Below are 26,492 nucleotides of genomic sequence, written 5' to 3'. Positions count from 1 at the left end.
TTTTAAGGCAATTTATTATCGGTATCTCCGCCATTCATAAACTTGCACGCTGTTTGATATTGCTGATCGGGGCGGTAGGGCTTTTCATTGCTATACCAAAGGCCACTGCGGCACCAAACGTTCAGGCAGCAATAGCACCTTCGCTTGGCGTTATCGCCCCGGTCACCGACTGTGCCGACCTTGCCGATGTCGACCTCTCTTCTATTGGCGGAGCAGGCAGTAAAATCGCCTCCGTCAGAGAAGTTGTAAAAGGTGACATCTTCTGCGAAGTCAAAGGGATGCTAAAGCCCAGCATCAATTTTACCGTATTGTTGCCACTCAACAGCTGGACCCAGCGCTTTTTACAGGTCGGCTGTGGCGGCCTGTGCGGACAAATTCAGCTACAACTTGACGGCGCGGCAGGCTGTGCGCCGCTTGAAACCAGCGGCTTCGTCATTGCCGCCACGGATATGGGCCACAAAACGGGAGAGGCAGATTTCGGCAATAATCCACAAAAACGCCGTGACTTCGCCTATCGCGGCGTACATTTAACCGCCGTCGCTACCAAATTGTTGATCACCACCTTTTATGGTCGAGCTGCCAGATATTCCTATTTTAGCGGCTGTTCCGACGGCGGGCGCGAAGCTTTAGCCGAGGCGCAGCGTTATCCAACCGAATTCAATGGCATCATTGCGGGTGCACCGGCGATGAATTTTCAGGTGCAAAAGGCGATTTATCACGGCTGGCAGGCGCTGGCCAATACCGACGCCAACGGCAACGCCATTATTACGGCCCGCCAATTACCTCTCATTCATCAAGCCGTATTGGCGCAGTGCGATGCAAAAGATGGGCAGGAGGATGGGTTACTGGCCGATCCGCAGAACTGTCATTTTGACCCGTCCGTACTGAGCTGCAATAAGATAACGGCAGACAGCGAGGCGGGGCAAAACTGTCTTTCCGAGGCGCAACTCGGTGCGTTACGTAAAATTTATGATGGCCCACGAGACGTGAAAACCGGCCAGCGAATGGCCGTGGGCGGCGCGCTGCCCGGCTCCGAACTGGCGTGGGCCGGACTTTTTGTGCCAAAAAAAGAGGGCGATTTGAATTTTAGCCAGGGCGTCGCGTTATCGACCCTGAAATATCTCAACTATGAAAAAAATCCGCCGTCGACCTTTACTCTCAAAGAGTTGAAATTCACCCAGCAGACGCTGACCGATCTCGAAAAACTGCATCCGCTTTATGACGCCACGAATTCCAATCTTCAGGCTTTTTATGCTGCCGGTGGCAAACTTATACTTTGGCACGGCTGGGCTGATCCCAGCATCTCGCCGCTAAATACTCTGGCTTATCATCAGGCTATGGCTCAAACCATGGGGCTGGAGACGCGAGAAAAGTTTGAACGTCTCTATATGTTACCTGCCGTTTATCATTGCTCATCCGGTCCCGGGCCGAGTCTGGTCGATTTTCTCACCCCCATGTTAAATTGGGTCGAGCAGGGCGTGGCACCAGACAGTCTGATGAGCTATCAGGCCGTGTCAATACAGAAAAAGTTAACCAGTAAACCTTTGCAGGGTGACATGCGACTGGTGACTATTCCTGAAGGCGCGGCGTCGCGACCGATTTTCCCGTATCCGGATTACGCGGTTTATAGCGGAAAGGGCGATGTTGCGGCGGCGGCGAGTTATCTGCGTAAACGACAGGCAGCCGTGCCGGCAAGTTATCCGTGGCTCGGCGAAGACTTGTTTAAGTCTTATCAATTCATCAATTAGCGTTTAGGCAGCCGGCCTGCATCGGGCTACTGCTGCTTTATGGCGAGCTTGTAGGCAGTAGCATTGAAAGTACCCACTTACCGGCTATGCCACAGCCTATCTAGCCTTAAAAATTCTCTGTGACAGACTTTGTCACAAATCCCCAAAGTAAATCTAAGTGCGCAGATTTATCGCCTCCCTTATAATTCGCCGGCAGTATTCGCCGTTTCATTATCAACAACCTTTTTAGATACAGAGCAATGCATGTGAAAATCCGTCTTTTGGTATTGAGCTTTTTAGCCCTGAATGCAAGCATGATGATGCCCGCTGACGCCCTGGCAAGTAGCAGGACGCCGCCCGCCGTTGCTCCTCTCGTTCAAATCGCTTCCGGCAGCGCCATGGTGGTCGATCTTAACAGCCACGAAGTGATTTACTCTCGCGACCCCGATCAGGTCAGGCCGATTGCCTCCCTGACAAAATTAATGACGGCGATGGTCACCCTTGACGCCAAACAGCCGTTGGATGAAGTCATTTCCGTTGATATTCATAATACTAAAGAGATGCGCGGCGTTTTTTCTCGCGTAAAGGTTAATAGCGAAATCACTCGTCGTCAGATGATTCAGTTAGCGCTGATGTCATCTGAAAACCGCGCGGCGGCCAGTCTGGCGGCGCATTATCCGGGCGGTTACGACGCCTTTATTCGCGCGATGAATGCAAAAGCCAAAGCATTGGGCATGACGCATACCCGCTATGTTGAGCCAACGGGGTTGTCGATCAACAACGTTTCAACTGCGCGCGATTTAACGCGTTTACTGATGGCGACCCGCATGTATCCGCTGATGGGTGAACTCAGCACCACGCAGGAAAAAACGGCGGTGTTCAGCCATCCTGCCTATGCGCTGCCTTTTAGAAATACTAACCATTTGATTATGAACGATAAATGGAATATTCAGCTGACCAAAACGGGTTACACCGATGAGGCGGGGCATTGTTTGGCGATGCGCACCGTGATTAACGGCAAGCCGGTGACGCTGGTGGTGCTGGACGCCTTCGGTAAATTTACCGCTTTCGCCGACGCATCGCGTTTACGTACCTGGATGGAAACGGGCAAAACCGTGCCGGTTCCGCAAATCGCCAAAGTTTATCGTAAAGAGAAAGATCAGCAGCGCACCGAGCCGACTATCGAGCAGGCCGCTGATTAAAGATTCTCAGTAAAGCGATTAACCCTAAAAATCGGCAATAAAAAAAGCCCGTCCGGTACATCTCTGTGCCGAACGGGCTTTGTTTTGGTAAAGAGTGTCGCGTTAAGACGCGGTTGTGGTGCTAAATTGTGGTGCTAAGTCGTGCTAAATGCGGCATTAGAAAATCAGTTTAAACACGCCGGTCAGGGTCAGCAGGCCCACAATAAAGATGATAGCGATTATCCATAGAAAAATTTTCATGTTCTCTCCTTAAAAGATGCGATTTCGAACAGCCATCGCTAACTCAATGATGTTCTTCTCTTAAGTATAGACACTGTCGCTGAAAACGCCTTTTCAGCTGCTCTTTTTATTCGCGGACGCTGCCTTGTTGATACAATATTCACGCTTTATAGCGTAAAAGAAGTAAAGAAAAAATCAGGTGCTTACGGATCTCTCATCCAAAACGCTTAACGAACGGGAGCGAACCCCCGTCGTTAAAATGCATTACCTCACAACTTTGCAATCAAGCAATGCTGCAACCTCTACTCCAAAGCTCTTAACCGTAACTTCACAGGCTGAATCTTTTATCATCCAAATAAAACTTAAAAAAGATAAACAAAATATCAGGCAAATAAGAACCGTGGCTAAAGATTTATTAAACATAAAAGCCTCTCTTGCAAATTACTGCGTGAGGCGCTATCTTTACGTTTCGTGGACGAAAGATGCGCCCCGGTTTAAATAATCTAAACAGATTATCTTTATCGGGGCTTTTCTCTTTCTGATCCAAGTAAATTATTCAACGTAACATAAAGAATTAATGCTTATCGAGATAATACGTCATGCTTAGAACAGAAAGATCCTAAGCACCCGCGCGAAGTGTACCAGCCTCCCCCCTAAATGCTACGAAAAAAACCTTATATTTCATTTGTTTAATAAGTTTAAATCAAAGCTTCCCTCAAGGTTTGTCTTATTGGTTTTTTATATTATCGATACGATTAACACACCTGATTAATAATGAATTAATTTATATTAAATAATTAAACTATCACCTCATTTATCAGACAAATTGCATTTGCATAATAGTGTCTGATTCTCTATTGTATTTTTAGCAGCACGGATTAGGACCCTGTGTTTCTACCTCTAAACATTTAGAGCCTCTATTGCTGTACTCGGATGACCCCGGGTGATTAATTTCACATCGGGGTTTTTCTGTTTTATTAGAAGTGTTTTGTACCTTGTTTTTAAATGTTGTTTTTAATTCTACTTGGCTTTTAAATCGTATTTAACGCGATAATGAAAAAATAACTGTGCTTCCTTTTTTGTAAAGCTCCTTTGTCCCGGCGCGCAGCTCTGCCAGCACGCGCTATACTTGCTCATAAGGTCGCCAACTTTTTTCTCTGCCGCGTGGGTTTTTATGCCTTTAGGGCAATTTGCAGAGTTAAAGGACTAAATTCTGGCCGCTGGGGGCGACCTTCAGCGTGCAAGGGGGTGTATCATGGTAAATCATGTCTGGGGGCTGTTTTCTCATCCTGGTCCCGAACTGAAACGTATTCAACGTGAACATGAATCGGTATCTCACGTCTATTCTCATCATGTCCTGCTGATGGCACTCGTTCCTGTTATCTGTTCCTTTATTGGGACGACACAGTTTGGCTGGAACTTTGGTGATAATCAAAGACTCCAGATCTCCTTGCTCACAGCAGCTTCTATAGCAGCCGCCTTTTATGTATTAATTCTTTGTGCCGTCGCGGTAATGGGGCGAATCATCTATTGGATGGCGCGTCGGTACGAGAGTCGGCCCAGTCTGAACAGCTGTATTGTGTTCGCCGGTTATGTTGCAACGCCGATGTTCCTGAGCGGGATTGTCGCGCTGTATCCACTGGTATGGCTGTGCCTGTTTGTCGGCCTTGTCGGCCTGTGTTACAGCGGTTATCTGCTGTATTTGGGCATCCCTAATTTCCTCGAGATTGACCACAAAGAGGGCTTCCTGTTTTCCAGTTCGACCTTGGCAATAGGCGTGCTGGTGCTGGAATTCTTGCTGGGCGTCACGGTGATTATGTGGGGATATGGTTCACGCCTGTTTTAATGAACATTGTTTTAATGAACATTGTTATAATGAACATAGCTTTAATGAATCTTGCTGTAATAAGCATAAAGGTGATGAACTAAAATATTAATGAAGTTACAGATAACGGAGGAAAAAGTATCAACTCTCTCAATCAGCAACAATAAATCCCTGTCTGGTACTAGCCAGTCAGGGATTTTTTTTGCCTTCTTGTCGCGTCATCTGCCCGCCACCAAACCATCATTAATCTGTCACAGTTATCGCGCTTAATGGACCTCAATTATATAAGCAATCGGAGACAGCATGATGGCGCAAGCTCGACTCAAGCTGGCACAGGCTGACTATTTGCCCGCTCAGCCACAAACGCAGACCCAGCATCAAAATAAAGTCTTAGACGTGAAAGGGCTGGTGAAATCTTATAAGTCAGGCTCGCGCGTGCTGAATAATATTAATTTTGAGCTGCACGCCGGCGAATTTGTTGCCGTGATTGGTCGCTCCGGCGCAGGGAAATCTACGTTATTACATGTATTGAATGGCACCATTCCACTGAGTGAAGGCAGCGTTGTTTGTCATTATGATGAAGGTGACGAGCAGGAGCTGGCGGGACTGACAGGCAAGGCGCTGCGTCGCTGGCGCGCGGGTTGTGGCATGATTTTTCAAGACTTTTGTCTGGTCCCACGTCTTGACGTGCTGACAAACGTGCTGCTTGGCCGTCTTAGCCAAACGTCAACGCTGCGATCATTTTTCAATCAGTTTGATGATGAAGATCGCGCCCGTGCTATCTCACTGCTCGAATGGCTGCACATGTTGCCGCACGCGTTGCAGCGGGCCGAAAATCTTTCCGGCGGTCAGATGCAGCGCGTCGCTATTTGCCGTGCGCTGATGCAAAACCCGAAAATATTACTCGCCGATGAACCGGTAGCCTCTCTCGATCCGAAAAATACCCTGCGCATTATGAATGCGTTAAAGAAAGTCAGTGAAGACAATATTGCCGTGATGGTTAATCTTCACTCGGTGGAATTGGTCAGAGAATATTGTACTCGCGTAATAGGTATTGCTCACGGCGAGATTATTTATGATGGCCATCCCGATTATTTGACCGACTCGCTTTTGCATCGTCTTTATGGCGAAGAGAGTGAAAGCATGAATGCGCACTAAAGTTGTCGACGCTTTCTCTCTCTATTGTAAAAACAATAAGAAAATCTTGTTCCTATAAATTCTAATCAAACTACGCAAGGTCTTTATTACATGAAGAAGCTATTACGTCTGGCGGTATTGGTTGCGAGTTCAATCACGGCAATGAGCACGATGGCCGCAGAGGCACCAAAAGAGTTGAATCTGGGGATATTAGGCGGGCAAAATGCCACCCAGCAAATCGGCGATAATATGTGCGTTAAAGAGTTCTTTGATAAAGAGCTGAACGTCGATACCAAACTACGCAACTCTTCTGATTACTCCGGTGTTATTCAGGGCTTATTAGGCGGAAAAGTTGATGTGGTATTAAGCATGTCACCGTCATCCTTTGCCTCGGTATATTTGAATAATCCAAAAGCGGTCGACATTGCCGGTATTGTCGTTGATGACACCGATCAGTCGCGCGGTTATCACTCCGTCGTAGTAGTAAAAGCAGACAGCCCTTATAAAAAGCTCGAAGATTTAAAAGGTAAAGCCTTTGGCTTCGCTGATCCTGATTCAACTTCAGGTTACCTTATTCCAAACGCGGCCTTTAAAAAGATGTTTGGCGGCTCGACGGATGACCAATATAAAGGTTTCTTCTCCAGCACCACATTTTCAGGCGGCCACGAGCAGGATATTCTCGGCGTCTTGAATGGTCAGTTCGCTGGCGCAGTAGCCTGGGCCTCAATGATTGGCGATCGTGAAACGGGTTATACCTCGGGCGCTTTCACGCGCATGATGCGCATGGGCCATCCCGACCTGATGAAACAGGTGCGCATTATCTGGGAATCGCCATTAATTCCTAATGGCCCGGTTCTGGTGAGCAATTCAATGCCTGCCGATTTCAAAGCCAAAGTGGTTGCGGCTATTCATAAGCTGGATAAAGAAAATCACGCCTGCTTTATCAAAGCGGTAGGTGGCAAACAGCATATCGGGCCTGCAACGCTGGCCGATTATCAGCAAATTATCGACATGAAAAAAGAATTGACCCAAGGCGGGCGTTAATCGCCGTCGCACGATCTGGCTGGGGTGTTGAGGTTATTAATTCACCCCAGCCGACGTATCCGAACTGATTTACTGCCTCTCACTTTGCGGAAGCCTTATTTTGAATACAGAATTTCATCATTATTATCAGCAAATACGTAGCCGACAAAAAAGGGAAGCGCTGATATGGTCCGGCTTGATGCTAGTCCTCTATTTATGGGCGGGGAGTATTTCCGAACTTAATGTCAAAACCGTCATTATCAACGCGCCGCACTTCTTCGATTATCTCGCCCAAACCGTGCCAACCTTACATCTTTCCACGCTATTTTCCGACGGCCATACCAAAGGCTCTTTTGCCTATTGGGGCTATCGATTAAATATTCAGCTGCCGCTAATTTGGGAAACTATCCAGCTCGCCTTTTCCTCGACGATTCTCTCGACGGCGCTTTCAGTGGTGCTGGCTTTTATTGCCGCCAATAATACCGACTCGCCCAAATGGCTGAAATTCAGCGTGCGCACCTTTGTGGCTTTTTTACGCACCATGCCCGAATTAGCGTGGGCAGTGATGTGCGTGATGGCCTTTGGTGTAGGCGCGATTCCGGGCTTTATTGCGCTGACACTACACACCGTGGGCAGCCTGACCAAACTCTTTTATGAGTCTATTGAAACTGCCTCTGATAAACCCGTCCGTGGTTTAAAAGCCTGCGGTGCCGGGCGCTTGCAAAGAATGCGTTACGCGCTGTGGCCGCAGGTGCAGCCGATATTTCTCTCTTACAGCTTCATGCGTCTGGAAATAAACTTTCGCCAGTCAACCATTCTCGGATTAGTCGGCGCAGGCGGAATAGGGCAGGAGCTCATGACCTCGATAAAACTGGACCGTTATGATCAGGTCAGCATGACGCTGCTGCTTATTATTCTGGTGGTTTCAGTGATGGATTTCGCCTCCGGCAAGCTTCGTAAACGTGTTGTAGAGGGACATTTCTAATGCTAACCGATTCATTAACGCCCGCCGCTGTCGCCTCTATTAAAAATCAGCACGCACACTTATTTAGCGGCCAGCGGAAATATCTGCGTTTATTAGGGATCTCGGCACTCGTCGTGCTGGCCTATTATTTACTGTTCTTCCGCTATTACGGTATTCCGCTGAGTCAATTTACCCACGGCTGTGCAGAAATAGGTAAGTATTTCCTGCGCATGTTCGTGTGGCAGAACTTCTCCGACTGGCCGTTTACCTATTACTTCACTCAAATTGCGATAACGCTCGCCATTGTATTTGCCGGCACGATTACTGCCTCATTTTTGGCGCTGCCACTGTCGTTTCTGGCCGCGCGTAATGTCATGACCACGCCGATGCTGAAGCCTATTTCGTTAATTGTTCGTCGTTTAATGGATATATTACGCGGCCTGGATATGGCGATTTGGGGACTAATTTTTGTTCGCGCCGTCGGAATGGGGCCTTTGGCCGGCGTATTGGCGATTATCATGCAGGATCTTGGATTGCTCGGAAAACTGTTTGCCGAAGGCCACGAAGCGGTAGAACGCTCGCCGAGTCGAGGTCTGCGCGCTTTAGGCGCCAATCCGCTGCAAACTCATCGTTTTGGTATTTTTACCCAATCGTTTCCCACTTTTTTGGCCTTGTCACTTTATCAGATTGAATCTAATACCCGATCGGCAGCGGTGTTGGGCTTTGTGGGAGCTGGCGGGGTAGGTTTGGTGTACGCCGAAAATATGCGTCTGTGGAATTGGGACGTGGTGATGTTTATCACATTGATTCTGGTGGTTATTGTGATGACGATGGATAAAATCTCGTCGATGCTGCGGGCAAAATATATTGTGGGTAAAGAGATTGAGATGTATCAACCGCAAGAAACGAAACGGCCCAAAATGGCGCTGTTTCGTTCTCGGTGAAGGGTTTCGATCCCTTTTACCGTCGTGAGGGCGGCGTAGAGGTCAGGAAGGGGAATTCAGCGTTTAAGAATCCCCCGCCCTTTAATCGCTATTAATCAGTTGATTACGTAATCAATTGCTTACGATTTTGCCGTCAGCACGACTAATTTCTGATTAACGAACTCTTTAATACCTAAATCGGAAAGCTCGCGGCCAAAGCCGGAACGTTTCACGCCACCAAACGGCAATTCTGGCGCGGTATCGGTCAGCGAGTTTACGTAAACCATCCCCGTTTCGATTTTAGTCGCCAGTTTGCGTGCGCGAGTAAGGTCACGAGTAAACAGCGCGCCGCCCAGCCCGTAGTGTGAATCGTTGGCAAGTTTCACCAATTCCTCATCATTTTTAACCACGTAAAACTGTGCGACCGGACCAAAGAACTCTTCAAAATAGGCCGGATTATCACGGGTGATGCCCGTCAAAATGGTGGCCGGATAGAAGTTGCCCGGATTATCTTTCACCGGCTCGCCGCCAAGATGGATTTTGGCACCGTGTTTAACGGCATCCTGCACCTGTTTGGTCAGCGTCTTCAACGCATCGGCGGAAGAGAGCGGGCCAAGGGTGGTTTTGCTGTCGAGCGGATCGCCAATTTTTAATGCGCTTAAATGTTCGGTGAATTTTTTCAGGAATTCATCGGCCACTTTTTCATTGACGATAAAGCGTTTCGCCGCCGTACAGACCTGACCGGCATTGGAAACACGCGCCTGCGCGCCCACTTTTGCGGCGTGATCGATATCAGCATCTTCCAGCACGGCAAAAATATCGTTACCGCCCAGTTCCAGCGTCGATTTCTTCAGCTTACCCGCTGCGCGTGAGGCGACAACTGCACCGGCTTTTTCAGAACCCGTCAGCGCCACGCCCTGCACACGATCGTCGTCGATAATATTTGCTACCTGATCCTGCGAAATAAACAGGTTGGTATAGGCCCCTTTTGGCGCACCGGCTTCGGTAATCAGTTTCTCAAACGTCTCGGCGGCATGAGGAACAATGCTGGCGTGCTTAACGAGTACGCTATTACCGGCCGCCAGATTCGGAGCCAATACGCGGATGAGCTGATAGAACGGGAAGTTCCACGGCTCAACGGCCAAGATCACGCCAATCGGGCTATGTTCGACCCAGGCTTCGCCCAGCTCGGATTTATAAGGCACCGGTTTGAGAAACTCTTCTGCGTTTTCCGCATAGTATTTCGCAATATCGGCCGTCAGCTGAACCTCGGCGCGGCTTTGCTCGATGAGTTTACCCATCTCGGTACTGATGCCTTTCGCCAATTCATCGACGCGTGAAGAGATGATTTCCGACAGCTTGTGCAGAACCTGCAATCGCGGTTGGATATCGCCCTGCGCCCAGTCTGACTTGTAAAGCTGGTGAGCCGTTTCCAGAGCCTGTTCTACCTGCTGATCGTTATGTGTTTGATATTCTTTGATTAGCTTGTTGTTGAACGGATTAATGGTTTGATAAGGCATGAATTGCTCCTTGTATGCCACTCAATGTCTTGTTTTGGCTTTTAACATTGAGTATGAATTGAGGTGCTTTATTCAGCTTTTCTTGCGGCTGAGAGATAAGCATAGTCGACTGCGTCACATTTTTTGAGCTTTGGCTGCGGTTTACCAAACTTTTCACTGGACACATTTATACATAGCTGTTTAGAACTGAACGCTTTTATTGCTGATTGCTTGCCAAGCGAAAGGCTTCTATTCTGGATTTCCCCCTTCATTTGAAACGGCTTAAGACCACAATGAAATTATCTTCAATTCCTTTTTGTACCACTGACTGGAGTACGGTCGAGCCGACTCGGCATCCCGGTGAAACGGGTTTCGCGCTGTGGCGTACGCAGCATTTTGGCGATGATGCTCAGCCTATTCGTGTAAGAATTGTAGAATATTCAGCGGGCTATCTTGCCGATCATTGGTGCGAAAAAGGTCACGTGCTGTTTTGTCTTGAAGGTGAGCTTCACACCACGCTGGCAGATGGCCGCACTTTTGTGCTTACGCCCGGCATGAGTTATCAGGTGGCGGATCACGCCGAGGCGCATCAATCGGCCACCTCCGTTGGGGCAAAGCTGTTTATCGTCGATTAATTGCGCGGGTTAAAATTTTAACAAGGTCACAGGGCAGCGAAACAGGGCCGCAATGAGGAGAATCAGGTGAGTAAATTACGTGTAGGGATTATTTTTGGCGGCAAGTCTTCGGAGCACGAGGTTTCTCTGCAATCGGCCCGCAACATCGTTGATGCAATGGACAAACAGCGCTTTGACGTCACGCTGCTTGGCATTGATAAACAAGGCGAATGGCATATCAACGATGCCAGTAATTATTTAATCAACGCCGAAAATCCCGCGCTCATTGCATTAAACCGTTCTAATCAGCAGGTGGCGTTGATCCCAGGATTGGAAAAAAATCAGCTGATTGATACTCAGGACGCGCAGGCGATGTCGCAGCTGGATGTCATTTTCCCGATTGTTCACGGCACGCTGGGCGAAGACGGTTCCCTGCAAGGGCTGCTGCGGATGGCCAATATTCCGTATGTCGGATCGGGAGTGTTGGGATCGGCGGTTTGCATGGATAAAGATGTGACTAAAAGGCTGCTGCGCGATGCCGGTCTTAACGTTGCGCCTTTCGTTACGTTAACCCGTCGTACCCGTCAGCAGGTGACTTTTGAGCAGGTCGTTGAACAGCTCGGTTTGCCACTGTTTATCAAACCGGCGAATCAGGGCTCGTCGGTGGGCGTCAGCAAAGTTAAAGATAGCGCAACTTACCAGCAGGCTTTGGACAGCGCTTTCAGTTACGACCATAAAGTGTTGGTGGAGTCGGCGATTAAAGGCCGCGAAATCGAATGTGCCGTTTTGGGCAATGAGTTTCCAGAAGCCAGTACCTGCGGCGAAGTTATCTTGCAGGATGAGTTTTACTCCTACGATACAAAATATATTAATGAGCAGGGCGCTTCGGTGGCGGTTCCGGCTAATCTCTCTACAGAAGTTAACGATCGAATCCGTCAGATTGCGATCCAGGCATTTCAGGCATTGGAATGTCGCGGGCTGGCGCGCGTTGATGTGTTTTTAACGGAAGAGGGAGAAGTGGTCATTAACGAGATTAACACGCTGCCGGGTTTCACCAATATCAGCATGTATCCCAAACTGTGGGCGGCAAGCGGCGTGGATTATACGTCGTTGATTACGCGATTAATTGAATTAGCCGTCGAACAGCATCAGCAAGATAGCCAGCTGAAAAGCTCAACCTGATAGCCAGAAAGATTTACTGAACGACAGACGCGAAAAAGGCGGCAAGCGCCGCCTCTTCTTCTCACTCTTTATTTCTTACTTCAGTACTTCTCGACAGCCAATTTTCTAAAATATTATTTGTAGATTTCAGCAGTACCATAAAGATGGTTATCACCACCGGCTGCAACGATGCGGTAAGAGCTTGCACCTTCTTGAGCAGCTTTAGCGGCCAGTTTTCCCTGCAGGGTGCTGATATCGTTACCGTTAGTGGCAGCGCTTACTGTACCGATGCTCTGTGCGCCTGCTGGAGCCATGTTAACTTCGGTGGCTGCAAGAGTAGCAAATGAAGCAGAAGTCAGTGCGATTACGGCGAATACTTTAGTCAGGTTTTTCATAATATAGTCCTCGTTTTTTTATGATGTTGAAGTCACGACGTCTAATTCAATAGAACCGAATTTCGGTGACGGTATTTATTACCGTTCGCTTGTGAAATTCGCGTCTTCAACGTTGTCCGATCGTTTTGTCCGAACACAGGTTTGCGTTTAATCGCGCCGACGCTGTGCTTTTACCCTACTTATTTTTCAAACACTTATTTTTAAAAACAGTTCTTTTTCTAAAATTCTTAACGCTTACAACATGTCGCGGTACTCAGAAGTCATCTTATTTGTAGATTTCAGCAGTACCATAAAGATGGTTATCACCACCGGCTGCAACGATGCGGTAAGAGCTTGCACCTTCTTGAGCAGCTTTAGCGGCCAGTTTGCCCTGCAGGGTGCTGATATCGTTACCGTTAGTAGCAGCGCTTACTGTACCGATGCTCTGTGCGCCTGCTGGAGCCATGTTAACTTCGGTAGCTGCAAGAGAAGCGAATGAAGCGGAAGTCAGGGCGATAACGGCAAATGCTTTAGTTAATGTTTTCATGATTTTATTTCCTATTTTGTGAATCAAACTTTCTATTTAAAGGTGGACGATATTGTTATCGTTCGTTAAGTAAATAGTAGGCTTAACCTAAGTTTGATGCAACGTGTTTATTTAATAATCGTTAACTTATTGTGCTAAACGCTTTATGTCGCGTTGAAGCTTATTTGTAGATCTCAGCAGTACCGAACAGATGATTGTCACCACCGGCAGAAACGATACGGTATGAGCTTGCACCTTGTTCAGCGGCTTTTGCAGCCAGTTTGCCTTGCAGCGCACTCAGGTTATTACCGTTGGTTGCTGCACTTACTGTACCGATGCTTTGTGCGCCAGTAGGAGCCATACCCACTTCAGTCGCGGCGAAAGAGGCGAATGACGCAGTGGTCAGGGCGATAACGGCAAATGCTTTAGTTAAGTTTTTCATGATGACTTCCTTATTAATTTGTTAACTGAACGGGATTACGCTTGATGATGCTTATCGTGTTCAGTGATTGATTTCTGTTCGTCGTTATTAATTAACGGTCGATAAGTAAATGATAAGGGTTGATCAGAATCTGCGCAACACCTTTTTTTATTAATCGTTAACTAATTGTGCGGATCGTTAATTCGTATTCAAATTCTTGAGAGCGCTTATTTGTAAAGTTCGGCAGTACCATAAAGGTGGTTTTCACCGGAAGCCGAAACGATACGGAACGAGCTGGCACCGGCCTCATCTGCTTTAGCATTCAGATTGCGTTCCAGGCTTGAAAGGTCATTGCTGGACGTTGCCGAAATTACCCCGATTTTTTGTGAGTTGGCTGGAGCCTGCGTCACTTCGGTCGCTGCCAGAGTGGCGAATGAGGCGGTTGCCAGAGTTAAGGCAGCAAAAATCATGGTCAGGTTTTTCATAATGTTTAATCTCGATAAAAGTGAAAGTCTGAAATCTGTTTGGCTAACGTTATTAGTTAACGTTCGATAAACAAATGATATTCGCGCTTTCAGCTTCTGGCAACCCATTTTATTAATGACCGTTAACTTAATGTGCTATTGGATGTCAAGCCAAGGAAAGATAAGGGGATTTTGCAGACCTTTTTTAGACATAAAATCTGAGGATGAAGTTTGAGCATTAGGAAAGAGAGGAGAGTACGCGCTTTCTGAAAAACTTACGCCGAGCCGTTAACGACGATCATTCTTGAATCCGTCGTGTTGTTAACTTATTAAAAAATTGGGCTTTTATCATTAAAGTGCAATGGTTATTCAATATAATCATTCGGATTTTGATTTTAATCAGTTTATTGTAATAGACACTAATAAATTGTTGAGGTGAGGCAAGAGGGGTGTTAAAAAAGAAGACGGCATCAATGTGCCGCCCTCATTTTTTATGCACCTGCTTTTTTGATGTTAAGTCGTAACATCATTAGTAGAGAGCTAATAGTAGATAGCTGAAGGCGCATTGGTTTGAGCCGCAGGAGAAGGAGGAATAGTCGGTGAACTTGAAATACCCGGGCGAACGGGTTTCCTGTTTAAGGTACCGCGCGGCGGTTGTACGACATTACTGTCGCCCGTCACGTTGACCATCGCGACTTCCTGAGTCTGAACCGGCATCATGATTGTCTGCTGTGCGGCAACGTTAGCAACCGGTACAGCGGTCAGTGCCATTACTGCAAGGATCAATTTGATGTTTCTCATGATGTTACGTCCTGGGTTACTGATTTTGAATTGCTGAGCTGTCCGTAGGGAGAGATTTACTTATCACTCGATAATTAAATATTAATCTCTACTGGACATCTGCGCAACTATTTTTAATAATGATCGTTAATATATTTTGATAACCATAATCACAAGAGTGATGAAAGGAGGGTGTATGAGCACTGAACAGACGGCACTGGTCCGGAAAAGTCGCGGTCGCCCAAAACAGTTCGACCGAGGTACTGCTCTGAACAAGGCGTTAAACCTGTTCTGGCGTCACGGCTATGAAGCCACATCTTTAGCCGATTTGGTCGAGGCAACAGGCGCGAAAGCACCAACTTTATATGCCGAGTTTGGTAATAAAGAAGGGATGTTCCGCGCTGCGGTTGAGCATTATCTGGCAACCTTTTACGAAAAGAGTCTTTGTTTGCTGAGCCGTTCCGATCTTTCTGTTGAACAGGCGATCGAGCAGTATCTGCGCACCACGGCAGAGATGTTTACCGACTGCGACACGCCAAGCGGCTGTTTTATTATTAATGCTGCGTCAGGCATGTCCGCCGCGTCTCAGGATATTTCAGAGATGTTGCGCTCGCGTCACCTGTCTCAGGAACGCACGCTGTTCGAGTTTTTCGAAAAGAAAAAGCTCACCGGCGAGTTTCCAAATGACACCGACAGCTCGCGTTTGGCGAAATATGTCGCCACTACCGTGCAGGGAATGTCCGTGCAGGCCCGCGACGGCGCCAGCACCGAACAGCTCGGCTCGGTCATTGATATGCTGATGTACGTTTGGCCTCAATTACGTACGGTGACTATGCCGAAAGCGGTCGCACACTGACCGTTACCCTGTAAAAGGCGTGTGTAAATCGAGGTCTGGAAGTTGAGATCCTGGAAGTTGAGATCTTTGAAGTTGAGATCTGAAAGTCGAGGTCTTGGAGATCAAAAGCAGTATGCCGGTAAGTGAAGTTTTGCGAAAAAAGATAGAGCGCCAGGTATTGAGTATTTCCGGACTGGCGCTGGGAGGAATCGACTTTGAACGGCCTCGTGGTGATGTCGGATTATTTGGTCCAGACAGCGTAGTGTGGCGCGTTCACGGTGACTTCTCCAGCATGCTTTGCGGCGGTGTGAGTGCGCTGTTGCTGCAAATGTTGCACCCTTTGGCTCTGGCGGGCGTGTGGGACCATTCGAATTTCCGCCAGGACATGCTGGGCCGCTTACGACGCACCAGCCAGTTTGTTTCAGGCACCACGTTTGGTCCGCTTGCCGACGCGCAAAAGCTGATTGAACGCGTAAAAAACATCCATCTGAAGGTGACGGGCGTTGATGCCCACGGCCAGCCTTATGCCGCCAGCGACCCCGATTTACTGGTTTGGGTCCACGTCGCCGAATCCTACAGCTTCCTGCAATCCTATCTTCGTTATAAAAATCCCGATCTCAGCCTTGCCGAGCAGGACCAATATTATCTCGAAGTCTCGCGCGTGGTCGAAGGACTGGGCGGCAAAGTGATCCCCACCAGCGTGCAGCAGATTGATGACTATTTGCAGCGCATGCGCCCCGTTTTACGCTGCGATGAACGCACGCGTGAAGTGGTCGAACTTATCCTTAACGCCCCTGCGCCAAGCCGTATCGCCGTGCCCGTGGGTAAATTAATGGTCTGGTCCGGCATCGAACTTTTACCCGATTGGGCACTGCAAGAATTAGGCATTCGCCTCTCGCCGATGAAAAGAAAAAGTCTCGATTTTACGATGCGTCGCGTGGCGCGCGTGCTGCGCTGGGCGGTGAGGAACGGCTCGTGGAGCAGAGCGATGCGGCGCGTCGGACGTTTACCCTAGCGCCGCAATTTATTGATAACGTTGTCTTTAAAACCCGCCTTAGCTCGGCAAGTGCGGATATACGCCTGGTCCGATCGGCAGACCCAGCAGATACCACACCACCAGCATAATCAGCCAGACGATAAAGAACAGCACCGGATACGGCAGCACCAGCGCGTAATAGGTTCCCAACTTCGCGTCTTTGTTATAGCGCTGCAAAAATCCGAGGAACAGCGGCAGGAACGGCGACATGGGTGCCAACGGCAGCACGGATGAGTCGGCGATACGAAACACAATCTGCGCAAAGGCCGGATGGAAGCCGAGCAGCATAAACATCGGCACGAAAATCGGGGCCAAAATAGACCAGATAGCCGATCCGCTGGCGATAAACATGCATAGCAGCGCCGACAGGAAAATCAGCCCCACAAACGCCGGAATGCCGGTCATCCCCAGTTTTTCCAGCACGTCGGTCAGGCCGATGGCCATAAATTTGCCCATGTTGCTCCAGTTGAAAAACGCCACAAACTGCGACAACGGGAACACCATCACGATAAATCCTGCCATGCCTTTCATCGGATCAATCAGCAGATTCGGGATGTCATTCGCCGAGCGAATCTGCTGCGTTACCAAACCGTAAGGGATGGAAACCACGAAAAAGAACAGGATAATCAACGGCACGATGCCCTGAATAAATGGCGATGGCACTATTCCGTGGGTCAGCGGATTACGCAGCGGCGCAGACTCCGGCACCACCAGCAGCGCCACCAGCGCGATAAAAATCAGCGCGGCAACTCCGCTCGCGCGCAGACCCCGATTCTGAATCGGCGTCAGGGTTTTCATCTGCTCGTTGCGTTCGCCTTCATAAGCGGGCAGACGCGGCTCGACAAATTTATCGGTCAGCAGACCGCCGACAAAGGTCAGCAAAATCACCGAAGCGGCCATAAAGTACCAGTTATCCACCACGCTAACCTGTACCGCCGGATTGATCACTTTCGCCGCTTCCGAGCTCAGGCCGGAAAGCAGGACGTCGGTGGTGACAATCAGCAGATTAGCCGTAAAGCCGCAGCCGACACCGGCAATGGCCGCCAGCAAACCGGCTACCGGATGACGCCCGACGGCCAGAAAAATCAGCGCGCCCAGAGGCGGCATCACCACCAGCGCGGCGTCGGACGAGATATGGCTGAAGAAGGCGATAAAAATGACCAGATAGCTGGCGTATTTGGCGCTCACGCCCGCCGCCATCTTGTACATCAGGCTTTGCAGCAGGCCCACGCGCTCTGCCAGCCCCGCGCCTAAAACCAGCGCCAGAATGGATCCCAGTGGCGCGAAGCCGCTAAAGTTTTTAACCACGTTCGGCAAAATCCACTGTAATCCCTCGACGCTTAAAAGATTTTTGACGTGGATAATGTCGCCGTTGGTCGGATTTACCGCTGTGATATTGAGCCAGGAAATCGCCGCGCTGCCCAGCATCAGCACCACGATGAGATAGACAAACAGTAAAAAAGGGTTCGGAATTTTATTGCCGATACGTTCAACCCAGCCAAAGAAGCCGCCGGGGCCGTGCTGTTGTTCTTGTGCCTGAATACTCATTAAAATCCCTCGTCGAAAATTGTCGTTGTGATGTCCGCCGGTCATGCCCGCGTTTAGTTTTTATATGTCACTCAATACACTGCGTTTTGCCTCACGCCGACAGGGAACGACTCTCGGCGTGAGGCGGTACTTCTTTGTAGCGTTATCTGATTTAAAGATAAAGATTTATCAATTTGCGCATAACGGCGAAGGCTTGATGCCTTCAGGAATCGGGCAGACATACGGGCGACGGGCGCGAGCCGCGCGATGCTCTTGCTGGCAGGCGTCGAGCAGCGTGACGTCGGCGAACAGCGCGGCGGCGGTCGAGGCCATCACTTTTGCGGCCAGACACATGCCTTTGTGCGCCAGCGAGGTTCTGCCCTGCGAAACGATTTGCCAGGTGTGGAGCGGCGATCCGACCACAAAACACGGGCTGAAACACTGCGCCGTCGGCACGAGCCAGCTAACGTCGCCAACATCGGTCGAGCCGTAGAGCACATTGTCGTTGGCGCTATAAGGCGCGACGGCGTCAGTCAGCGGCGAAGTACGCAACGATTCGGCAAACGCGCGGCCTTCAATTCCGCCGGTTTTCGCCATGCTAATCAGGTTGTTATCAATATCCTGCTCAGTCAACGTGGCGTGAATTTTCGCGGCAAACTGCTGCTCTTCAGCGCTGTATTCCGGCGTGCCGAGTGCTTTAACATACTGATACATCAACGATTCCAGCTGATGATTCGGCGCATAGTTAGAGCAAGCCTTGTCAAAACGCATCGTCATCGTGGTGCCCGTCATCAGCGCCGCGCCCTTGGCGATATCAATTACCCGATTGAAAATCGCCTGCGCCTGATCCATTTGCGGCGCGCGCACCAGATACAGCACTTCAGCTTCGGCCTGCACCACGTTCGGTGAAATCCCGCCCGCGTTGGTGACCGCGTAATGCAGCCGCGCTTCCTGAATAATGTGCTCGCGCAAAAAATTGGCGCCGGTGTTCATCAGGGTCAGGGCGTCAAGCGCGCTGCGGCCCAAGTGTGGCGCGGCAGCAGCGTGGGCGGCCGATCCTTTAAAGTGAAACGCGGCCTGAATATTGGCGAGCGTAGGGTTACAAAACATGCCGCTAAAGGTTTCTGGATGCCAGGTTAACGCCGCGTCGACGTCGTCGAACAGCCCTTCGCGTGCCATAAAGGTTTTGCCCGAGCCGCCTTCTTCGCCCGGACAGCCGTAGAATCGCACCGTGCCCGGCAATCCTTCCTGCTCCAGCCAGGCTTTTACCGCCAGCGCGCCGCCGAGTGCTGCGGTGCCAAGCAAATTATGCCCACAGCCGTGGCCATTACCATTTTCAATCAACGGATTAGGCACGTCGCAGCCTGCCTGTTGGCTGAGTCCGGCCAGCGCATCGAACTCGCCGAGCAGGGCAATGACCGGTTTCCCTGCGCCTACGCTGGCGATAAACGCCGTTTCCATGCCGCCAACGCCGCGATCGAGGTGAAAACCTGCGGCTTCGAGTTTGTCGGCGAGCAGGGCGGAAGAGTGGGATTCTTCAAACCGCGTTTCGGGGTGATCCCAAATTTCATCGCTGATTGCCGACAGCACATCGCGTTGGGTATCGATAAAATCGCCTACAAAGCCGAGGATTTTTTCATTCGCCGCCATGATTTATCTCTCCTCGCCGGTATAAGTGCCAATATTCAAGGCCAGCGCGGCCAGCGTTTTGATGCCCTGGGTCATGACTTTTTCATCGAAATCAAACTTTTCGTTGTGATGTCCAGCGCTCAAATCGGTGCCGAAAATCACGTAAGAAGCCTGACCACCGAGCGCTTTTACCCGCTCCATCATGTAGGTCGCGTCTTCCGAACCCGCCGCGCCTTCCTGCCTGTCGATGATCTCTTCAAACAGGCCGAGCTTTTCCGCCTGCTGGTGGATGTAATGCACCCACGGCGCGGTTGGCTTGCTGCTTTGCGCCGCGCCCATTAAATGCGTTTCAACCTGCACCTGATACATTTCGGCAGCGCCGGAAATCACCTTCAGCGCCTGCTGATAGATAAATTCGTTCACCTCATTGGTCGCGCCACGGGTTTCAACTTTCATGGTGGCGCTGGAAGGCACCACGTTGCGGCCCGTGCCCGCCTGCAACACGCCGACGTTAATGCGCGAGCTTCCGGCGCTGTGACGCGGCAGGGCGTGGAGGCCCAAGGTTGCCTGCGCCGCGGCCAGCAAGGCGTTGCGGCCCTGTTCAGGATTGCCGCCCGCGTGCGCCGCCACGCCGGTGAAAGTGACGTCCAGCTTGGTGGTCGCCATAAAGGTGTCGTTGCCGCAAACAATATGATTGGCCGGCACGCCGGTGCCAATGTGAATGGCAGTGAAGAAATCGACGTCGTCGACCACGCCCGCTGCAACCATCGATTTTGCGCCGCGCGTGCCTTCTTCGGCGGGTTGGAAGATCAGCTTGACGGTGCCGCACAGCCGCTCGCGATGCTCCATCAGCAGCTGCGCCAGCCCTAAACCGATCGTCGTGTGGCCGTCGTGGCCGCAGGCGTGCATCATCCCGCCGTTAAGCGAAGCAAAACCTTCGCGGTGCGGGCGATGCTGGTCGTTTAATTGCTCATTAAGATCCAGCGCGTCCATGTCCACGCGAAAACCCATCACCGGGCCCGGTTTGCCCGTCGCAAGCGTGGCGACAATGCCGGTGAATCCGCCGGAAAAATGCGGCATCCAGCGGGCGATAGCGCCCTGTTCCAGCGCGCGCTGCTCCTGCTGCTGCAAAATTTCGGCTGAGGGCAGGCCCATTCGCGCGTCGGCGTCGATCACTTCACGACCTAATTGCAGGCTGTAACCCAGCTCGTTTAAACGATCGGCGACCAGCGTCGAGGTGCGGAACTCCAGCCAGCCTGATTCTGCATACTTATGCAAATCTCGGCGCTGCTGCTGCAAGGCCGGAAAAATTTGGTCAACCCGCGCGTTAAGCGCCTGTAGTGAGGATTTATCGCCTGCTTCAATCATGTTGTGCTCTCTTGTTTTTCGACGTAATGATTAACGAAACCTGATAATTATTCTTTTTGCAGTGTAATGGCGCTGATTTCAATGTACACAAAGCAATCACCGCGTATAAGATGACAAATTCTTTATGGTGATAATCAGGGGTTATCAATAAGCGCTATGTCATCGCAAATTAAAATGCATCAATTGCGGGCCTTTGTGGCGGTGAGTCGGCAGGGCAGTATCAGGGCGGCCAGTCGCTTTTTAAATCTTTCGCAACCGGCGTTAACCAAATCAATAAAAGAGCTGGAAGATGGCCTCGGCGCGCAGCTGTTTATTCGCCGCCGTCAGGGCGTGACGATGACCGAATGTGGCGAGATTTTTTTCAAGCGTGCTAGCCTGATTCTTGAGGAATTACGGGTCGCGCAGGAGGATATTGCCCAGCGATTGGGCGCGACCAGCGGGCAGGTGAATATTGGCATCGGCGCGAGCATTGCGCGCACGATTATGCCGGAAGTGATCGACCGGTTTCATCGCGAATTTCCACAGGTCAAAGTGCGCATCGCCGAGGGGCAATTGGTGTCAATGATTCCGGAGCTGCGGCAGGGGCAATTAGACTTCACGATCAACACTTACTACCAAAGCGCCTATGATAACGAACTGTTATACGAAAAACTTATGGATAAAGAGTATCGCGTAGTCTGTCGGCGCGGACATCCAATGGAGAAAGCGCGCTCGATTCACGAATTGCTGCACTGTGACTGGACGCTGCCCACGCCGCGCGGCAGTTATTACAAGCTGCTGAGCGAAATGTTTCGCGAGCGCGGCGTCGAGCCCAAGGTCAGCGTGGTGTGCGAAACCTTTATGTCCTGCACCAGCCTGCTGGCGAAAACCGATTTCCTCTCCGTGCTTTCTTCAGACATTATCAACGATCCGCTGATTGGGCCAAGTCTGGTGGCGTTGGAGTTGGATCAGCCGCTGCCCAAGGCAACCTTTCACCTTATTCAACGTAAAGATGCCACGCTCTCGCCGATGGCGGCCCATCTCGCCCAGCTGTTTCGCCTCTATTGCCGCTAAAATATTGCCGCTAAAAGCGGCTATTGAGACAGTTTTTACCTCTCTGGCGCCTGTTTAGCTATGTTTTGAGATTAATGCCCGTTATCGCTGAGCCGCAGACGTTCTACACTTTAGGTTAACAAACCCGCGAACTTAATAAATCCTATCTTAATCAAAAGAAGCAGCGGCTTAACCTGTTGAGGTGATATGCGCCAGTCAGAAATACTCGCTGAAATCAGCAATGATAAAAAGACCCTGACCGCCATTGTCGAGCAGGATGAACGGGTAGTTTATCTCTATATTTATGCGCGTGAAGACCTGCGCGATCGCTTCCCACGTATGCGCGGCTGCTGGGTGCGCAACCTTTCTCCTGCGCCCGCAGAAGATGACAATTTTGCCCTTGAACACGGCCTGCCGCCGATGCTGGCCGCGCCTTTTTGCCGCTGCCTTGAGGCCGAAGCGCCGCTGGATCCGGCGGGTATTCAAATTTTATGGAATGAAAGCGACGACGGCGCGGCGCTGTGGTATCACGGGCTGCTGCTGGCGGTGATTCCGGGCTGGAGCCTGTATATCGACCATTCCGTCAGCTATTCGGCGGGCTGCATTCAGCAAAATCCGCTGACCTTCCCGCTGGGTTCTGCTTCAACCAATACTCAATACGCGCTGGCGGATAAAACCCGTCAATTCTGGCGCGACTGGCAAAATGAAGAGCACAATCCGTGGCCGAAGTTGCAGCGCAATTTTATTGCCAGCTACGAGCAGCGTTTTGGTTCGGCGGTAAAATACTATTCGATCGATCAGGGCACCTGGCCGCCGATGGCGATTTCACAGCATGAAGACGAAGATAATTACTATTTCTTCACGCTGGGCATGAGCATTCGTCCGATGCCGCAAATTGAGCTTATTTATAACGATGAGGCAGAAGCGCACCGCCGCATTGAGCTGGCGTTTTCAGTAGGCAAGGAGTACGTCGATGAAGCTAACGCGGTGCAGATGGCGAGCGCGATGTCGGCCTACGCGCAGCTGCCGTGGGAGACGCTGAGCTGGCTTGGCGAGGCGCACACCTTGCTGTCGCCGGTCGCGCCGCTGGGTTATGAAGGTCACATCGTGTCGGCAAAACTCGGCGAGCCGCTGGGTAAAATAGACCTGCCGCAAACCTATGGCGATCCGGTCAATTTATTCTGGATAACGCCGATTTTTGCCAGCGAGATAGAGTTTGCCCAAGGTCGGCCAAATGGCGGGCACGAGCTGGTGGCGCTACTCATCGAGTCTGGATTACAGCCCGTTTTTGCGCCACGCTCGCCGGTTATCTAAGTTAAGGATTCGCGGTTATCTAACCAAAGGAAAACAGTTAGGCTTTGACTTCTTCGACCACAAAATCTTCTGCATCGACGTCATAACCTGATGGCTCCCAACGGATTGCCAGCAGCACAATCAGGCCGATCAACGGTGCAAAGGCGATCACCCAGAATACGCCGGTTCCCAGTGCGGCAGAGAGCACCGGGAACAGGAACAGCGACGCGGTGGAGCTGGTGCGCACCAGAATCTGGTTGAAGCCGACGCCAACGCCGCGCAGCGAGGTCGGATAGCTCAGCGAGGCGAAAGTCATGGTGTGCGAACCCGGCCCAATGCCTTGGCCAAACAGGAACAACGCCAGCATAGCGATAGAAATGGCCGCCTGCGTGCCGTTATCCGGATGGCCGACCAGCGCCAGTCCAACCATCGCAATCAGCTGCAACGCGTAACCCGCCAGCGTCATATTCCACGCGCCAAACTTCGGCACGAAGCGCACCGCCAGCAGTCCGCCCACAAAGGCGAAGCACAGATTCAGGCCCAGCGAGAACAAAATGGTGCTCAGAATCGACTGTGCGAGGAAGGTCGACAGAATCACCGGCAGGCCAAAGGCCACGGCGTTATAGGCAAACGGCGACACCAGCGAGGTGACGGTGGCCAAAATTGTGCGCTTGAGATACACGCCTTTCAGCAGCTCGCCGTAGTTGCTCCACGCGGCTTTACGCACGGCCGGTTGCGGATGCAGGTTGGCGTCTTTCGCCACTTCCACGTTGATATTATATGAACGACGCAGGATAGCCGCCGCGCCTTCGAGGTCGCCCTGATTGGCGGTCCAGACAGGCGATTCATTCATGTAACGATGACGGATGGCGATGATCAGCAGGGCGGGCACGGCACCAAAACCGAGGATGATGCGCCAGAGGATGTCAGTCTGATCGGCGGGCAGCACGGCATAAAGCAGCAGCACCAGCAGATAGGAAATACTGATGGCGGCGTACCACGTCGGGCACCACATCGCGACCCGCGAAGCCTTGTTGCCGCGCCCCGAAAGCTTGGAAAACTCGGCCAAAAACGCCATCGCGACGGGTAAATCTATCCCGACGCCCACACCCATTACGAAGCGTGAAATGCCCAGCACCCATTCATTTGGCGCAAAAGCACAGGCCAACGCGGCAACCACGAAGAAAAACATATCGGCCATGAAAACGCGATAACGGCCGATTTTGTCGGTCAAATAGCCGCCAAACAGCGCGCCAACGATTGCGCCGAGGGTAATTGCCGACGCAACCATGCCTGCGCCAGAAGGGGTAAGGCCAAATTGGCGGGTGATATCTTTCATGCCGAATGCCAAACCGCCGAGGTCATAGGCGTCGAGGAAAACGCCTCCGAGCGCGATAGCAATGACGATGCGCGCATCGCTGAGCTTGGTCGCGCCCTGATTGACCAGGCGGGTAATGTCGGCGGCGGAGCGGATCAGCGTCGGTTGATCGCCGACGCTGGAGGTATCAGTAAACCCTGTCGAGGCGGCGGAAGAGGCCGCAATAGTGTCAGTCATTTTTTTAACTACGCTTTTATTAAAAAAGGCAGTATAGACGTCCAGACACCCACATCACAAGATTAAATTAAATCCTTTTTATATCTGTCCGATTTTAAACGCCGTTCCAAAATCCCTGCCGCCTCAGTGACTGCCTTTATTCCTCTTTTTTCCTTACCTCTATTCCCAGACCAGCACCGCTTTAATTACGTTGCCACGCTTGGCATCTCTCACTGCACGATTGATGTCGTCAAAATCGTAGTAAGTGATCAACTGCTCCAGCGGGAATTCTCCCTGCTGCCAATAGGTTATGAGCTGCGGCAGGAACTCCTGCGCGACGGAATTGCCCTGAATCACGCTGATCGCCTTGCGGCCCTGCGTAAGAGGCTCACTTGCGGAACCGGTCAGACGCACCAGCGTGCCGCCCGCTTTTAACACCTCTTGTGCAAACTCGTCCAAATGGCCGATTCCGGTGGTGTCGATGACGTAATCCAGATGCGGACAAAGCGTGGCGAGGTAATTTTCCTGATCGGAATTAATGGTTTCGGTTGCGCCAAGCTTGCTTGCTAGCGCTAAACGGGCAGGGTCGCGATCGACGGCAATAATCGTTTTCGCGCCGGCAATTTTGGCCGCCATAATGGCCGAGAGACCCACTGCGCCGGTGCCCATTACCATCAGGCTTTCGCCGGGCTGTACTTTTAAAGTATTTAACACCGTGCCCGCACCGGTTTGCACGCCGCAGCCCAGCGGGGCCAACACGTTGAGCGGCAAATCAGCGTCAACTTTTACCAGATTCTGCTCGGTGACCAGCGTGTAATCGGCAAACGCCGACTGACCAAAAAAGTGGCCGTGAACTTTTTCTGGATAAGCGCTGCTGCCATCAAGCCGTTGGAAACCGAAATTAAGCTTGGTGAAATGTTCACACGCATAAGGCTGATGGTCTTCACAGGGCGCGCACTTGCCGCAGGATTGATAGGAGAGAAGAACGTGGTCCCCGGGTTTTACCGCGGTTACCGCGCTGCCGACGCGCTCGACGATCCCCGCGCCCTCGTGGCCTAAAATAGCGCCTTCGGTCATAAAGCCGAGATCGGTGTGGCAAATTCCGCAGGCCACGATATTAACCAAAACCTCGTTTTCGAGCGGTTCGGCGAGATCTAATTGCTGAAACGCAAGATGCTGATGGCTGTCTACCACCGCCGCGTGGATTTTTCTGGATTGGGTGTCAGTGCTCATAATTGCCTCATTATTCGATTAAACGCCGCGTTGACGCGGACCTTATTCATTCGGATTTTTTCAGCGAAGTAGGACGAAAGCCGAGCGCGCGGGTCCACATTTTCTTCTCCCGTCGCCAGCTTTTATGACGGGCGGTTTTGTGCTCT

Annotated in this window: 26 protein-coding genes; 13 read left to right on the top strand and 13 right to left on the bottom strand. The window is 50.9% G+C overall.

The window, feature by feature from the left end; genetic code table 11:
• Positions 1–59 precede the first annotated feature (59 nt).
• Positions 60–1,748 carry a tannase/feruloyl esterase family alpha/beta hydrolase gene (locus tag SC206_RS13215; RefSeq protein WP_332737897.1) on the top strand — a complete coding sequence of 563 codons (1,689 nt, stop codon included), beginning with the start codon at positions 60–62 and terminating at the stop codon, positions 1,746–1,748.
• Positions 1,749–1,987: 239 nt separating this feature from the next.
• Positions 1,988–2,929 (top strand): D-alanyl-D-alanine endopeptidase, encoded by a 942-nt coding sequence (pbpG, locus tag SC206_RS13210; protein ID WP_332737896.1) that lies wholly within the window; start codon positions 1,988–1,990, stop codon positions 2,927–2,929.
• A gap of 156 nt (positions 2,930–3,085) precedes the next feature.
• On the opposite strand, the gene SC206_RS22080 is transcribed toward pbpG, so the two are convergent.
• Together SC206_RS22080 and SC206_RS13205 are read right to left on the bottom strand one after the other, a co-directional pair.
• On the bottom strand, positions 3,086–3,169 hold the full coding sequence (locus SC206_RS22080) for a hypothetical protein (RefSeq protein ID WP_442976089.1): 84 nt from the start codon (positions 3,167–3,169) through the stop codon (positions 3,086–3,088).
• A gap of 243 nt (positions 3,170–3,412) precedes the next feature.
• The gene (locus SC206_RS13205; RefSeq protein WP_332737895.1) at positions 3,413–3,571 is read right to left on the bottom strand and encodes a Hok/Gef family protein; all 159 of its coding nucleotides are present in this window, start codon (positions 3,569–3,571) and stop codon (positions 3,413–3,415) included.
• An 832-nt stretch (positions 3,572–4,403) separates the two neighbouring features.
• Between SC206_RS13205 and SC206_RS13200 the strand changes: the two genes are divergently transcribed.
• The 5 genes from SC206_RS13200 (at position 4,404) to phnE (SC206_RS13180) (ending at position 9,041) form a co-directional block, all read left to right on the top strand.
• Complete coding sequence (locus SC206_RS13200; RefSeq protein WP_332737894.1) at positions 4,404–4,994, top strand: Yip1 family protein; 591 nt, start codon at positions 4,404–4,406, stop codon at positions 4,992–4,994.
• A gap of 285 nt (positions 4,995–5,279) precedes the next feature.
• Positions 5,280–6,131 (top strand): phosphonate ABC transporter ATP-binding protein, encoded by an 852-nt coding sequence (phnC, locus tag SC206_RS13195; protein ID WP_332737949.1) that lies wholly within the window; start codon positions 5,280–5,282, stop codon positions 6,129–6,131.
• 90 nt (positions 6,132–6,221) lie between these two features.
• The gene (gene phnD, locus SC206_RS13190; protein ID WP_332737893.1) at positions 6,222–7,154 is read left to right on the top strand and encodes a phosphonate ABC transporter substrate-binding protein; all 933 of its coding nucleotides are present in this window, start codon (positions 6,222–6,224) and stop codon (positions 7,152–7,154) included.
• 100 nt (positions 7,155–7,254) lie between these two features.
• On the top strand, positions 7,255–8,118 hold the full coding sequence (gene phnE / locus SC206_RS13185) for a phosphonate ABC transporter, permease protein PhnE (protein WP_332737892.1): 864 nt from the start codon (positions 7,255–7,257) through the stop codon (positions 8,116–8,118).
• Positions 8,118–9,041, top strand: coding sequence for a phosphonate ABC transporter, permease protein PhnE (gene phnE / locus SC206_RS13180; RefSeq protein WP_332737891.1), 924 nt, complete (start codon positions 8,118–8,120; stop codon positions 9,039–9,041). The genes phnE (SC206_RS13185) and phnE (SC206_RS13180) overlap by 1 nt, the downstream gene beginning before the upstream one ends.
• A 119-nt stretch (positions 9,042–9,160) precedes the next feature.
• On the opposite strand, the gene SC206_RS13175 is transcribed toward phnE (SC206_RS13180), so the two are convergent.
• Positions 9,161–10,540, bottom strand: a complete 1,380-nt coding sequence (locus SC206_RS13175) for an NAD-dependent succinate-semialdehyde dehydrogenase (protein ID WP_332737890.1) — start codon at positions 10,538–10,540, stop codon at positions 9,161–9,163.
• 272 nt (positions 10,541–10,812) lie between these two features.
• Here SC206_RS13175 and SC206_RS13170 point away from each other — a divergent pair, with 272 nt between their 5' ends.
• Together SC206_RS13170 and ddlA are read left to right on the top strand one after the other, a co-directional pair.
• A complete protein-coding gene (locus SC206_RS13170; RefSeq protein WP_332737889.1) occupies positions 10,813–11,154 on the top strand; it encodes a DHCW motif cupin fold protein in 342 nt (113 codons plus the stop codon).
• 66 nt (positions 11,155–11,220) lie between these two features.
• Positions 11,221–12,315 (top strand): D-alanine--D-alanine ligase, encoded by a 1,095-nt coding sequence (gene ddlA, locus SC206_RS13165; protein ID WP_332737888.1) that lies wholly within the window; start codon positions 11,221–11,223, stop codon positions 12,313–12,315.
• A 113-nt stretch (positions 12,316–12,428) separates the two neighbouring features.
• Here ddlA and bhsA (SC206_RS13160) read toward each other — a convergent pair whose 3' ends face one another.
• The 5 genes from bhsA (SC206_RS13160) to SC206_RS13140 all read right to left on the bottom strand — a co-directional run bounded on the left by bhsA (SC206_RS13160) (position 12,429) and on the right by SC206_RS13140 (position 14,880).
• Complete coding sequence (gene bhsA, locus SC206_RS13160; RefSeq protein ID WP_332737887.1) at positions 12,429–12,689, bottom strand: multiple stress resistance protein BhsA; 261 nt, start codon at positions 12,687–12,689, stop codon at positions 12,429–12,431.
• 265 nt (positions 12,690–12,954) lie between these two features.
• Complete coding sequence (bhsA, locus tag SC206_RS13155) at positions 12,955–13,215, bottom strand: multiple stress resistance protein BhsA (protein WP_332737886.1); 261 nt, start codon at positions 13,213–13,215, stop codon at positions 12,955–12,957.
• Positions 13,216–13,375: 160 nt separating this feature from the next.
• On the bottom strand, positions 13,376–13,636 hold the full coding sequence (bhsA, locus tag SC206_RS13150) for a multiple stress resistance protein BhsA (protein ID WP_332737885.1): 261 nt from the start codon (positions 13,634–13,636) through the stop codon (positions 13,376–13,378).
• Positions 13,637–13,842: 206 nt separating this feature from the next.
• On the bottom strand, positions 13,843–14,100 hold the full coding sequence (gene bhsA / locus SC206_RS13145; RefSeq protein WP_332737884.1) for a multiple stress resistance protein BhsA: 258 nt from the start codon (positions 14,098–14,100) through the stop codon (positions 13,843–13,845).
• Positions 14,101–14,619: 519 nt separating this feature from the next.
• Complete coding sequence (locus SC206_RS13140; protein WP_332737883.1) at positions 14,620–14,880, bottom strand: hypothetical protein; 261 nt, start codon at positions 14,878–14,880, stop codon at positions 14,620–14,622.
• Positions 14,881–15,055: 175 nt separating this feature from the next.
• Here SC206_RS13140 and SC206_RS13135 point away from each other — a divergent pair, with 175 nt between their 5' ends.
• Both SC206_RS13135 and SC206_RS13130 read left to right on the top strand, forming a co-directional pair.
• The gene (locus tag SC206_RS13135) at positions 15,056–15,715 is read left to right on the top strand and encodes a TetR/AcrR family transcriptional regulator (protein ID WP_332737882.1); all 660 of its coding nucleotides are present in this window, start codon (positions 15,056–15,058) and stop codon (positions 15,713–15,715) included.
• 112 nt (positions 15,716–15,827) lie between these two features.
• Positions 15,828–16,709 (top strand): oxygenase MpaB family protein, encoded by an 882-nt coding sequence (locus tag SC206_RS13130; RefSeq protein WP_332737881.1) that lies wholly within the window; start codon positions 15,828–15,830, stop codon positions 16,707–16,709.
• 39 nt (positions 16,710–16,748) lie between these two features.
• On the opposite strand, the gene abgT is transcribed toward SC206_RS13130, so the two are convergent.
• The 3 genes from abgT to SC206_RS13115 all read right to left on the bottom strand — a co-directional run bounded on the left by abgT (position 16,749) and on the right by SC206_RS13115 (position 21,254).
• On the bottom strand, positions 16,749–18,278 hold the full coding sequence (gene abgT / locus SC206_RS13125) for a p-aminobenzoyl-glutamate transporter (protein WP_332737880.1): 1,530 nt from the start codon (positions 18,276–18,278) through the stop codon (positions 16,749–16,751).
• A gap of 168 nt (positions 18,279–18,446) precedes the next feature.
• Complete coding sequence (locus SC206_RS13120; RefSeq protein ID WP_332737879.1) at positions 18,447–19,907, bottom strand: M20 family metallopeptidase; 1,461 nt, start codon at positions 19,905–19,907, stop codon at positions 18,447–18,449.
• 3 nt (positions 19,908–19,910) lie between these two features.
• The gene (locus SC206_RS13115) at positions 19,911–21,254 is read right to left on the bottom strand and encodes a M20 family metallo-hydrolase (protein ID WP_332737878.1); all 1,344 of its coding nucleotides are present in this window, start codon (positions 21,252–21,254) and stop codon (positions 19,911–19,913) included.
• 156 nt (positions 21,255–21,410) lie between these two features.
• Here SC206_RS13115 and SC206_RS13110 point away from each other — a divergent pair, with 156 nt between their 5' ends.
• Together SC206_RS13110 and SC206_RS13105 are read left to right on the top strand one after the other, a co-directional pair.
• On the top strand, positions 21,411–22,307 hold the full coding sequence (locus SC206_RS13110) for a LysR family transcriptional regulator (protein ID WP_332737877.1): 897 nt from the start codon (positions 21,411–21,413) through the stop codon (positions 22,305–22,307).
• Positions 22,308–22,493: 186 nt separating this feature from the next.
• Entirely contained in the window at positions 22,494–23,600 is a 1,107-nt protein-coding gene (locus SC206_RS13105; RefSeq protein ID WP_332737876.1) for a suppressor of fused domain protein, read from the top strand.
• A 37-nt stretch (positions 23,601–23,637) separates the two neighbouring features.
• Here SC206_RS13105 and SC206_RS13100 read toward each other — a convergent pair whose 3' ends face one another.
• Entirely contained in the window at positions 23,638–25,134 is a 1,497-nt protein-coding gene (locus SC206_RS13100) for an MFS transporter (protein WP_332737875.1), read from the bottom strand.
• Positions 25,135–25,293: 159 nt separating this feature from the next.
• Positions 25,294–26,346, bottom strand: a complete 1,053-nt coding sequence (locus SC206_RS13095; RefSeq protein ID WP_332737874.1) for an NAD(P)-dependent alcohol dehydrogenase — start codon at positions 26,344–26,346, stop codon at positions 25,294–25,296.
• Positions 26,347–26,492: the final 146 nt, after the last annotated feature.

The organism is Rouxiella sp. T17, from assembly GCF_036663475.1.
In the GTDB taxonomy this organism is placed as follows: domain Bacteria; phylum Pseudomonadota; class Gammaproteobacteria; order Enterobacterales; family Enterobacteriaceae; genus Rouxiella.
The sequence above is the reverse complement of the archived record's forward strand: the minus strand, read 5'-3'. Positions and strand labels throughout refer to the sequence as shown.